Source organism: Candidatus Brachybacter algidus (assembly GCF_016707225.1).
Classification (GTDB): Bacteria; Bacteroidota; Bacteroidia; order Chitinophagales; family Saprospiraceae; genus Parvibacillus; species Parvibacillus algidus.
On record NZ_JADJID010000005.1, the window covers coordinates 301741 to 313905 of the forward strand.

Annotated in this window: 8 protein-coding genes; 4 read left to right on the top strand and 4 right to left on the bottom strand. The window is 38.6% G+C overall.

What is annotated here, in order from left to right; translation table 11 throughout:
* Positions 1-381: 381 nt before the first annotated feature.
* From IPI15_RS15710 to IPI15_RS15725, 4 genes are all read left to right on the top strand, one after another.
* Entirely contained in the window at positions 382-996 is a 615-nt protein-coding gene (locus IPI15_RS15710) for a NifU family protein (protein WP_287421168.1), read from the top strand.
* A gap of 585 nt (positions 997-1581) precedes the next feature.
* Positions 1582-2580 carry a tetratricopeptide repeat protein gene (locus tag IPI15_RS15715; protein ID WP_287405477.1) on the top strand — a complete coding sequence of 333 codons (999 nt, stop codon included), beginning with the start codon at positions 1582-1584 and terminating at the stop codon, positions 2578-2580.
* Positions 2581-2800: 220 nt separating this feature from the next.
* Positions 2801-4231 carry a Gfo/Idh/MocA family protein gene (locus IPI15_RS15720; protein WP_287405478.1) on the top strand — a complete coding sequence of 477 codons (1431 nt, stop codon included), beginning with the start codon at positions 2801-2803 and terminating at the stop codon, positions 4229-4231.
* A gap of 73 nt (positions 4232-4304) precedes the next feature.
* Positions 4305-5540, top strand: a complete 1236-nt coding sequence (locus tag IPI15_RS15725) for a PQQ-dependent sugar dehydrogenase (RefSeq protein ID WP_287405479.1) — start codon at positions 4305-4307, stop codon at positions 5538-5540.
* A gap of 217 nt (positions 5541-5757) precedes the next feature.
* Here the strand turns inward: IPI15_RS15725 and IPI15_RS15730 are convergent, their stop codons facing one another.
* The 4 genes from IPI15_RS15730 to IPI15_RS15745 all read right to left on the bottom strand — a co-directional run bounded on the left by IPI15_RS15730 (position 5758) and on the right by IPI15_RS15745 (position 11745).
* A complete protein-coding gene (locus IPI15_RS15730) occupies positions 5758-6900 on the bottom strand; it encodes a CofH family radical SAM protein (protein WP_287405480.1) in 1143 nt (380 codons plus the stop codon).
* 1510 nt (positions 6901-8410) lie between these two features.
* On the bottom strand, positions 8411-9829 hold the full coding sequence (gene dnaA, locus IPI15_RS15735; protein ID WP_287405484.1) for a chromosomal replication initiator protein DnaA: 1419 nt from the start codon (positions 9827-9829) through the stop codon (positions 8411-8413).
* 248 nt (positions 9830-10077) lie between these two features.
* Positions 10078-11001: a bifunctional metallophosphatase/5'-nucleotidase gene (locus IPI15_RS15740; protein ID WP_287405485.1), complete on the bottom strand. Its 924-nt coding sequence runs from the start codon at positions 10999-11001 to the stop codon at positions 10078-10080.
* A 15-nt stretch (positions 11002-11016) separates the two neighbouring features.
* Positions 11017-11745, bottom strand: coding sequence for a 5'-nucleotidase C-terminal domain-containing protein (locus IPI15_RS15745; RefSeq protein WP_287421170.1), 729 nt, complete (start codon positions 11743-11745; stop codon positions 11017-11019).
* Positions 11746-12165: the final 420 nt, after the last annotated feature.

The window sequence follows — 12165 nt, forward strand, 5'->3', positions numbered from 1 at the left end:
CCTCAATCTTTGTGATACAGCTTAGGAAGTAGCCACTGCGTGGGCAGGAGGAAGATATCACAGAGTTGCACAAAGTTTTTTTAAAATGAATAAATAATTAGAAGTTGAGCTTAATTTTGAAACTAGACACTGATTGTAGATTTTTTGAGTAACACAGAGAGATTTGACTGTCGTCAAATTTCGCACAGATCTTTCTGTATCTATTATTACATTGGTGTATCTCTGTGCCACTCCATGTCTGCTCTGTGAATCTCAGTGATACTTAACCCCACATTCTTTGCTCTTCTTTGCCTCTTTGCGTGAACCAATCAACTAATACCTATTTGGAATTAACTTTTTTTCCCTTTCTTTGTTCTGAATCTTAATAACAAAAACAACGTAATGGAAGATCAAGCAGTAAAATCACCAATACTTATATATACTGAGGAAACACCCAATCCGGAATCCTTAAAATTTGTTGTCAATAAGATGTTGTTCCAGGGCGGCACAGCTGACTTTCGGGAAGCCGAAAGCGCAAAAGAATGGTCACCTTTGGCTACATCTCTTTTTGAATTCCCATATGTGAAAGGTGTTTATATATGTAACAACTTTGTTTCTATCACCAAAGAAATGAACTATGGCTGGGAAGAAGTTCAGTTAAGACTGAAAGAATTCATCAAAACTTATGTTTCTGACGGCAAAGTTATCATGAATGATGGCTACATGGAAGAGCAATCCAAACTCGAAACTGAAAAACACGAGAAAGAATACACCGGCGATGATCTTGCTATCGTTCAAAAGATTAAAGATCTCATCGTTAATGTCGTCAAACCAGCCGTTGAAGGTGATGGTGGTAATATCGAATTCAAATCATATGATAAAGGTGTCGTTACTGTGGTCCTCCAAGGTTCATGTAGTGGTTGCCCTTCATCTACTATCACACTTAAATCCGGTATCGAAGGCATGCTTCAGAGAATGGTTCCTGAGGTTACTGAGGTGGTGAGTGAAATGGGTTAGGAATTATTAATGATAAATTATAAATGGGCCAAGATTGAGCGGATTAGCTTGATTTGTGTCTGTTGAGTCTTTCTAATTACGACAAACGTTACTTCTGTAACTCATTCTAACTTCTAATTTCTAATTTAAAGATTGGGCACTAGGAAATGGGTAATAATTGTGGAAGAATGATAAGAATTGTGGAAGAATGATAAGAATTGTTCAAGATGTAGAGGCAGGATGGTCACACCAACTTCACTTACGGACACTCATTCTAACTTCAAAAATAGGTAATGGGTAATGGGTAATAATTGTGGAAGAATGATAACTATTGTTCAAGATCTAAATGCATGATAGTAACACCAACATCACTAACGGAGCCTCTTTCTAACTTCTAACTTCAAATTTCTAACTTCAAATTTCTAACTTTATAAATGAAGTGTTAGGGATATGGTAGCCTGTTCTCACCTTCTCACCTTCTCACTTCCTCACCTTCTCACCTCCTTTATATTCATAATTTTAATTATATATCAATAAATAATAATATTTTTACGAGAATCCCATCTAGCATTTTGTGTCAGATTACGAATACTGAATTTATTCTCAATGAAAAATTATTTAATTCTTTTATCAATGCTTTTACCTTTCCTCCTAATAGGACAAGAGGATGCCGAATCGCTACTTAAACAAGGCGTCAAATTTCATGATGATGGTGAATTTGCTAAAGCGATTGAATATTATGAAAAAGCTGCGCTATTAGAACCGAACAATTCCACCATAGATTATGAGATGGCCCTATCATACGCTGGATTGAAGGACTATGTTAAAGCAATAATTTTATCTGATAAAGTCATTGCAAAAAAAGACAAAAACCTAAGTCAAGCTTATTTGGTCAAAGCATCTGCATTTGATATGCTTGGTAGAGCAGTAGAATCCACAGCTATATTGGAAGAGGCAATAGCAGTAACAAAAGGGAGCCCAACTTTATATTACAATCTTGGTGTTAATTACTGGAAGGCTAAGCAAATAAATCTGGCGGAGGAGAATTTTATCAAAGCTATTGATCTGAGTGCCAATCATACTGCCAGTCATTATATGTTGGCGGTGTTGAATGATTTCAAAAAGAATCGAGTTCAAGCTATTTTGTCTGGAGCTTACTTTTTACTGCTTGAACCCAATACCAAAATGTCGCTGGATGCATTTAATATTATTAAGAAAAATTTAAATAGTAATAATACCATAGATGTGGTTGATACGGATATTACTAACATAGTATTTGATAATGATAGAGATACCACATTTGCATCAGCCGAACTTCTTTTAGATAGGTTGGAAGCTACAATTGCTAATGATACATTATCAGAATTAGAGCATATTTCTTTTCAACTGAAATCTTTATTTACGCTTATGGGTGAGCAAAATATAGAACGGAAAGATATTTGGACAGCTTTTTATATTCCATTTTATTTTGAAATTTCTAAAACTAAACATTTTGAAACCTTTGTAAGATACATTACGCAAAAACCTCTTAAAGAATCACATGATTGGTTCAAAAGACATGAACAAGAATTGATTGGTTTCGGTGATTGGCTGAGTAAGAATTAGATTCAGTGTTCAGTAATTAGTAATCAGTGGTCAGTAATTAGTAATCAAAAATCAGTGGTCAGTTATCAGTGGTCAGTAATTAGTAATTATTGACATATTTAATATGGAGAAATTATAGTTAATTCGCATTTAATCTGTGTTCGCTATAAATTCCTATTTTAGTGGATAATTTTCCTTTTTGCAAATAGGAATAACAATTAACAACTAATAAATACAAAATATGATTAGTCGTCGCAACGTCATACAAAAATTAGCTCTTGGTCTCGGACTCGTAGGTACGGGAATTCCATCATTCGCAAAGAGTTTTAGCACAGAAGAAGATGATTTACTTAAAGACTTAGGTAAACAAAGCCATAATATGTGTGGTTTTGCGGCTCCAAAGATAGACAAGGTCAGAATCGGAATAATCGGTTTGGGCAATCGGGGTAATGAAGCAGTAAGACGGTTATCATACCTAGGTGGAGTAGAGATAGTGGCCATTTGCGATAAATACAAGGACAAAGTAGACGAAGCTCAGAAGGTTGTTTTAGCTATGCAATTGCCAAAAGTTAAAGAGTTTTTTGGATCCGAAGATGGATGGAAAGGATTGTGCGACCTTGATATCGACCTGGTATATATTTGTACTCCCTGGCATCTGCATACACCGATGTCCGTATATGCGATGAAAGCTGGTAAACATGCAGCTACTGAAGTACCTGCAGCAGCTAATCTGGAAGAATGTTGGCAACTTGTAGAAACGTCAGAAAAGACAAAAAAGCATTGTATGATGCTCGAAAATTGTTGTTATGACGACTTTGAAATGCTCACACTCAACATGACAAGAAACGGTTTGTTTGGAGAATTGATACATGCTGAAGGCGCCTACATACACGATCTGATGGACTTAAATTTTTCCAAAACGTATTATGCTGATTACTGGAGGTTGAAGGAAAATGCAAATCACAATGGGTCATTATATCCAACACATGGCTTGGGGCCAATTGCACAATGTTTGGATATCAATCGTGGCGATAAAATGGATTATTTGGTATCAGTTAGCACAGCTGACTTCATGATGCACCAACGTGCGGAAGAAGAATCATTGAAGAATCCTGATATTCAAAAATTCACTAAAAGTAATTTCCGTGGAAATATGAATACGACCACCATCAAAACTGCTAAAGGTAAGTCCATCATGATACAACACGATGTCACCTCACCCCGCCCTTACTCGAGGATCCATCTTCTCAGCGGAACGAAAGGCATGGCGCAGAAGTATCCTTCTCCAGAGAGAATAGCTTTTGGACATAAATGGATTGACAAAACTGAAATGGATAATTTGTATAAAAAATATACACCACCAGTCATTGAACACATCGGTAAGATCGCCAAAGAAGTTGGTGGACATGGTGGCATGGATTTCGTGATGGATTGGAGACTTATTGATTGTCTACGCAATGGTCTCGCATTGGATCAGGACGTTTACGATGCAGCGGCGTGGAGTTCTATCTCTATTTTAAGCCAAAATTCTGTGGCAAAAAGATCTAAGACTATGGATATTCCAGATTTTACAAGAGGTAGCTGGAAAAACAATAAACCGGTTGATCTTACCTTATCTCAGGGTGCAACGACTCAAGTACGCGATGTGAAAATCCAGGAATCAAAAATGTAATAAATTCCTTTACAGTAATAATTATAAAAAATTGGACCCCCCCCTAATACTTTCTAACTAAGAACTTTTACATATGAATAATTTAAAATATTTGTTGTTTTCTTGTACATTTCTTGTCTACTTCTTAGCGAGCTGCCAATCCAATAATAAGCAGATCAAACAAGATCAAACGAATAATAATTCAAAATCTGTTGAAACGCAGGAGGCCAACACCAAATACCCACCAGCTTTTCCAGGCCAAACCAGAATAAATAAAGTTGCAACTAAAACACCTTATGAAGTAAAAATTTTATCCAAAGATTTAAAACGACCATGGGCAATCATTCAAATGCCAGACGACCGCTTTTTGATTACAGAAAAGTCCGGTAAAATGAAAATTTTGGGATTGGATGGATCCCAACAAAAGGAAATAAAGGGTTTGCCTAAAGTAGATGACGATGGTCAAGGAGGATTATTGGATGTTGCTTTAGATCCTGATTTTATTAGTAATCGAATGATATATTGGTCATTTTCAGAACCACATGATGAGGGCAATTTGACTGCCGTTGGAAAGGGAAGACTGTCAGCCGATGAAACTAAATTAGAAGATATTAAGGTTATCTTTCGTGCTTTTCCTGTCTTTGATAGTGATCTGCACTTTGGTTCAAGATTAGCTTTTGACAAAGATCAAAATCTATTCGTAAGTACTGGTGAACGTTCACATATGGAAGGGCGGATGCAAGCACAGAACTTGAAGTCAGGTTTGGGAAAAATATTTAAAATTACCAAAGAAGGAAAACCGGCACCGGGCAATCCATTTATCAACACTAAAGATGCTATGCCTGAGATCTATTCATATGGAAATAGAAATGCACAGGGGATTGATATTCATCCCGTCACAGGAGAATTATGGGAAGCGGAATTTGGCCCTAGAGGTGGTGACGAGATCAATATCATCAGATCAGGCAAAGATTATGGATGGCCGACCATTACTTATGGGATTGAATATAGCGGCGAAATTGTTGGTCAAGCCATTACTCAGAAAGAAGGTATGGAACAACCTGTCTACTATTGGGATCCGGTTGTTTCTCCGAGCGGTATTTCATTTTATGCCTCATCAGTAATTCCTGAATGGCAGAATAACTTGTTTGTAGCTTGCCTAAGCGGAACACACATCTGTCGTCTTGTCATTGAAAATAATAAAGTTGTTGGTGAAGAAAGGTTATTAGCTGACCAAGGAGAGCGATTCCGAGACATCGTCGATGGCAGAGATGGTGCGCTTTATGCTGTGACGGACTCGGGAAAGCTTTATAAGGTGGGGAAGAAGTAGTTGTTATTTGTTAATTATTATTTGTTATTTATTACTTTAATATATTGAGATTGCACCAATTAACCAGGTATTAGTGTCCACCGAAGAATCTTTTTTACGTAACAAGCTAAAGTGCTAATACGCAAAAGTGCTAATGGGCGACCTAAAGCCTAAAGCGCAGCGAACCAACATGCGAACCAAGCTAAAGCGCTAAATGCTAATGAGCTAAAGCGCTGCCTCAATCCACAATCATCTCCAACTTATTCAGCTCTTGTTGCTTCATATTTGCCGGAAGATCTCGGAAGCCATATTGCTGATTTCGTAGTTGAGGGGTGTAACCTGCATCGCGGATTGCCTCCTGGATACCATTGGCAGTAAATCGGAATGCTGCACCTGCTGCTGAAACTACATTTTCTTCGATCATGATACTGCCAAAGTCATTCGCACCTGCATGGAGACTTAATTGCCCAACTTTTTTTCCAACAGTCAGCCAGCTCGCCTGAATGTTTTTGACATTTGGAAGCATGATGCGGCTCATGGCGATCATGCGGATATATTCATCACCCGTACAGGTATTTCTGGCACGTTTTAATTTTTTAAGCATTGTTGCTTCATCCTGGAAAGGCCATGGAATGAAAGCTAGGAAACCATTGGCATCAGCTGGTTTTTCAGATTGCACTTGACGTAATTCTGCGTAATGCTCCATCCTTTCAAGATTGGTTTCCACATGGCCAAACATCATAGTTGCACTTGTAGTAAGATGCAATTGGTGTGCAGCTCTCATGACATCAAGCCATTCTTTTCCACCACATTTTCCTTTGCTAATAAGTCGACGTACTCTGTCAGAAAGTATTTCAGCTCCAGCGCCCGGCAGTGAATCAAGGCCTGCTTCTTTTAATGCAGCAAGCACTTCAATGTGCGTTGATTTTTCAAGTTTAGTGATATGTGCTATCTCAGGTGGCCCCAGTGCATGTAGCTTCAGAGTAGGGTAGAGGGACTTTAATTCTTTAAAGAGATTCACATAGAATGAAAGCCCGAGATCAGGATGATGCCCTCCTTGGAGCAACAACTGTTCACCACCATATTCAAAAAGCTCATCTATTTTGACTTTATATTCCTCTATCGTTGTGGTATAAGCTTCTCCATGTCCCGGTATTCGATAGAAATTGCAAAATTTACAATTTGCTAAGCAAACATTGGTTGTATTGCTGTTTCGGTCTATAATCCAGGTCACAATATTGCCGGGAACATGATGTTGTCGCAACGCATTGCCGGTATATATAAGGTCTGCGGTAGAAGCATTTTCAAAAAGGAAAACACCTTCTTCCGGTGTTAGCCATTCTAAACGTAAAGCTCTGTCTAATAAATTTTGAATATCCATGTTGATTCTATAGAATTACAAAAGGTAAACACAAATTTAATGATTTGGTTATAAATTAGTTGTCAGTTGTCAGTTGTCAGTTGTCAGTTGTCAGTTGTCAGTTGTCAGTTGTCAGATGTCAGATGTCAGTGGTCAATAATGGGTAATGGATAATCGGAACCAAAAAGGGGGGTTCAACCGGGGCGGGGGTTTTGGGGGGGGGAAAAAATTCCCCCCCCCCCCCCGTTAAAAAAAAAAAGGGGGGAAAAGGTTAGGCACAACCCCAAAAAACCCCCCTCGGGGGGGGTGGGGTGGGGCTAAATGTAGGGTGGGGGGGAAGGGAAGAACAGAGGGGGGCAGGGAGCGGCCGGCCCGCAAACCCCCCGGTGCCCCGGCCCGGGTGTGTGGTGTGGGGGGGGGGTTTTTAGTTCGGGATTCGACCCGCCCTTGACCCACTCGTGTTCGGCCCCCCCCCCCCGCCGCCCCGTTCCCTGACCGGGGGGGGTGACGCCCCTTTTTTATGCCCGCCTCCACACCAACCCCCCCCGGGCGGCGGGCGGGGGGGGGGATGTTTGCCCGGCCGCCGCCGTCCGCCGCCGAAACAACGTGTCTTGATTCCTGTCATTTGCCTGGCGGGGTTCTTGTTGGTGCGCATGCTCCCAAACATCTGTTTTTCAAAACATCAACAATGGAACAAAAAGTCGGTTTTGTGTCTGATTAAATCGCTCATATGACCAGAAACAGATCTCCAATGAACTAAAACCAATTCATTATAGTATCTTTTAAAATTGGTATAAGAACTCAAATGAAAGCAAATGTAAATCGTCATCTTTTCTGATAGACACATGATTTTCGATTTCTAAATTCTTATTTGTTGAAATAGCCCTTTTGCTCATTTTTTCTTTGGCTTTCCAGGGAATTTGATTTCGGTTTGTCAGACACTATATTAAATATTCTCCTATTTTTATAATATTTAGCCTTTTTTCTTATCCATTATTCACGTTAATATAGTATAAATCAACACCTTGTCTTAGTTCTATTAAGAACGAAAAATAAAATCCTGCTTCTCAAATCAGTTTGAAATCTTCTCAGTGCAAATCAATTTAAAGGTGCCTTTTATTTTGAAGTAAATATCCTCTGTGATAAAAAAGTGTGGTCAGTGGTCAGCGGTCATTGTTCAGTTTCCAGATATTTGAATGCTAAGGAAAGAAGAAAGGTGAAATTTTGTAAATATGGGTCGATTGTTTTGTAGGTGAAAAGGGGTTGGGCCTTTCTTACGCTTGATACCTGGACACTCTTTTAAGGCGGATGAAAACAATATTTTTTCTAATTTTTTTTTAGTTATACAAACAATTTTATTTCACATTGAATTTCCTTCAACGGTTAATTTGAGCCTTATAAAACCTCCTCCTGAGTATAACAGCTTTTTTTCTTAAATTTTTGTAAAACTATTGGTGTTCGCCATAACTTAAAATACCAGTAGGAAATTTAACTTCAAACATCAAACATCAAACATCTAACATTTCTTTCATTACACTCCACTTAGACTCATCTTCACCTTCTTTTCCAATTCCGCCACTGTACCCTTGAAAGAGATATCGGTATCCATCATGTCCTGAACAGCTTTACAAGAATAAATCACCGTGCTGTGATCTTTACCGCCGAAACTGTCGCCAATACTTTTGAGCGAATTATTAGTAAAATTTTTAGCAAGATACATTGAAAGTTGACGTGCAATGACGATCGAACGTTTGCGACTTGTCCCATTTAATTTATCAATAGGAACATGAAAATGATTTGCGACGAGTGCCTGAATATTTTCTACAGTAATTTCTTTGTTCAGCTGATTGACAAATTTCTGAATGACTTCTTTGGCAAGAGCCATATCAATATCTCGTTTGTCCAAAGAGGATTCAAAAATCAATGAGATAAGCATTCCTTCCAGTTCACGGATGTTGCTTTGAAGATTGTAACAGATGAATTCCAGCACATTTTCAGGTACCGTATATCCTTCAGCTTCAAGTTTGGATTCAGCGATCGCAACTCTGGTTTCGAAATCTGGAGCTTCCATCTCTGCTGTCAATCCCCATTTAAATCGGGAGATCAATCTGTCTTCCATTCCTCCCAAGTCTTTTGGAGCTCGATCGGAAGTAATAATAACCTGTTTTTGTGATTGATGAAGTTCGTTGAAGATAAAGAAGAATACTTCTTGTGTCTTTTCTTTTTCGCTGAGGAACTGAATATCATCAAGGATCAATACGTCCAAAGATTGATACATTAGAGAAAGATCTCCAATGTTTCTGTTCTTGATAGCATATACTACCTGATTGGTGAATTTCTCACAAGAGATATATTTAACCCTTTTTTTAGGATATTTTTCTACGACAGCGTTACCAATTGCTTGAGCTAAGTGGGTCTTTCCAAGTCCTGAACCACCATATATAAATAATGGGTTAAATGAAGTGGTGCCCGGACGCTCGGCTATCGCTAAACCTGCAGAACGGCCTAATTTATTGCATTTGCCTTCAATTAGATTGTCAAAACGGAACTTTGAATTAAGTTCTGTTTCAAAGGCTACTTTTTTAATGCCTGGAATGACGAATGGATTCTTGATTTTTTCTAGATCGAATGGCTCTTTACCAATGCTGCTTTCTTCACTTTCTTTATTATAATGATTGCTCGCATGGGGGCTTTCCTTCTCCATCGGAATCTCATATTCAAGTTTGGCCTGATTGCCTATTGTACTTCGGATTGCTTTCTTTAAGATACTTAGATACTGCTCCTCCAGCATCTCATAAATATATTGATTGGGTACCTGTATGGTCAATACATCATTCTCGAACCGGATGGGCACGATAGGCTGGAACCAAGTCTTAAACCCTTGCTCAGTAATATTCTCACTTATCAGGGCAAGACAATCATTCCAAATAGATGTATGATTTCTAGGCATTAATTCAATCACAAATTATAATCGTTTAAAAGTCAATCTTCCCTTTATATTCAAGATATCAGGGAAAAATAGTAGTTTTAACAATAAAATAAAAACAGGTTTTGAGTTGGGACGGGCGACAAATATCCATAAAGTTTAGCGGTTAACAAACTAAATTCTAAATATTTATGCGTAAAAACTTATATTCTATTTTATCAAATATATATAAGTTTTAGTATTCAGAACTTAACGTTGAATTATTATCAATATTAGTTTCTTACCCACATATTATCACAAGATACACATGAATTTTTACCACCTTTTTCGAATGTGATATCGAGTCGGCCTAGTCGAATTCCGGCCCAACCAACTTGATTGACCATAACTAATTCACCTTCTTTATTTTTGATAAGGTCGGGTTTGTCAAGAAAAGTATGTGTGTGACCACCTAAAATAATGTCCACATCTTTGGAATTCTGAGCCATAATGACATCGCTGACCTTATTCTCTTTGTATTTGTAACCCAAGTGTGAAATACAGATGACAAGATCGCACTTCATTTCATGCTTTAAGATAGCTGCTGCCGCATTGCCCATTTCTATTGGATCGTGATAAACAAGCTCTCCGGTTTGTTTGCTTGTCACCAATCCTTTCAAATCAATACCAACGCCATAAACTCCAATCTTAAGACCATCCTTCACAAAGACTCTGTGAGGAACTGTCAAGCCATTCATAGGAGTATTTTTGAGGTCATAGTTGCAATTGATCATTGGAAAAGTCGCAAGACTTTGAAGATCTGCAAGTTTCTGTATTCCAGTATCGAAATCATGGTTTCCCAAAGTGGAAGCATCATACTTCATGGCATTCATCATTTCATACTCCGGAGTTCCACCAAACATGTTGAAATAAGGAGTTCCTTGTACAATATCACCACAATCAAATAACAAGACATTTTTCTCTTCAGTGCGTATTTTTTTGATCAAGGCAGCCCTTTTGGTTACCCCTCCAAGTCCCTGGTATTTCGTACCATCGATTGGAAATGGGTCCAAACGGCTGTGTACATCGTTGGTATGCAGAATAGTAAGTTTGGTTATCTGGCCTTTGTCCATTCCGAATAGACTGTTAGAAAAACCGGAAACATACACTGCCGCTCCTGTGAGTGACATATTATATAGGAATTTTCTTCTGTTCATTGTTTTTAGATTTATTTAATCAACAATTCTTTTTTCAATACGAGCGGTGATGGATTGCCCTTTAGCTTGCATCATTAAAAAGTGATTCGTGAGGGCATCTCGTACCAATATGCCTGTTAAAATATGATCACCTGCAGTTAATTCCTCAAATCCATCTCCTCCAGTCGCCATAAAGTCGTTAACAGCAATCAGGTAGTCTTTATTAGGATCGACGGCCTCGCCATTAACCAACAAACTGGCCATCTTCTGTTTCTCGATTACCATTTGTATACCTCGACTGACCGGCACCCCGCCTTGTTCAGCTATTCTTTTCATCAACGAAAGGACTTTGTCTCCTTTAACTCTAACGATTACGATTTCATTATCGAAAGGCATGATCTCGTACATGAGTCCTTTTCTTATATCGCCTGCACCAAGCGTAGGTATTCTGATCCCACCCAGATTTTGTATTGCAAAATTAACATCCAGCTTACTTTGTTCAATGGCAGCATCCAGCATGACATCGCTTATAAGATTACCTAGTTTGCTTTCCGGACGTCCTTTTGACATTGGTTCATCAGTATGGCCGACGATAATGTCCATTTTAGCACTGAGTTGCTCCCGATATTTGACTAATACGGCCTCTACTGCAGGGTCTGTTTCAGCGGCATCAGCATTTACTACTGTATATGTAGGTTCGATCTTGGCAAGACGCTGCGTGGAGCAAGCACCCAGCATTAACATAAGAGCGATGACCAGCCCCAAAAAATTTAATTTATTTTTCACCATCATATTTGCTTAATGGCTGCAAATTACGAAAAAAGTATGTTGGATTTTAAATTTGATAATTAATTGAGTGTTAATGGGTGATGTGAGAGTGTGAGGAGGTGAGAAGGTGAGGAAGCGAACAGCGAGTAGCGAATGGCGAGCAGAAAGCTGGCGGTATCGCAAGATCGGAAGGGCGGGCTATTTTTGAGAGAATGATAAATGCTGGATGTTGAACAATAGAGTGTTTTGAATTTCCACTGGTTTATTTGATAATGATCAATAATTTAAGGAATCTAACATCTTCGCGTTCAATATCCCTTGATTTTAATATAGGGGAACAGTGTACAAGGAACAGTAAAAGTGAGTAGAATCTCAAAGAATGTTTTAAAGGCGATTATTGGTGATGGGACAGATGAG

Excerpts from the sequence above, each read along its gene's own strand:
- IPI15_RS15710 (WP_287421168.1), top strand. The coding sequence starts at position 382 with ATGGAAGATCAAGCAGTAAAATCACCAATACTTATATATACTGAGGAA.
- IPI15_RS15715 (WP_287405477.1), top strand. The coding sequence starts at position 1,582 with ATGAAAAATTATTTAATTCTTTTATCAATGCTTTTACCTTTCCTCCTA.
- IPI15_RS15720 (WP_287405478.1), top strand. The coding sequence starts at position 2,801 with ATGATTAGTCGTCGCAACGTCATACAAAAATTAGCTCTTGGTCTCGGA.
- IPI15_RS15725 (WP_287405479.1), top strand. The coding sequence starts at position 4,305 with ATGAATAATTTAAAATATTTGTTGTTTTCTTGTACATTTCTTGTCTAC.
- IPI15_RS15730 (WP_287405480.1), bottom strand. The coding sequence starts at position 6,900 with ATGGATATTCAAAATTTATTAGACAGAGCTTTACGTTTAGAATGGCTA.
- dnaA (WP_287405484.1), bottom strand. The coding sequence starts at position 9,829 with ATGCCTAGAAATCATACATCTATTTGGAATGATTGTCTTGCCCTGATA.
- IPI15_RS15740 (WP_287405485.1), bottom strand. The coding sequence starts at position 11,001 with ATGAACAGAAGAAAATTCCTATATAATATGTCACTCACAGGAGCGGCA.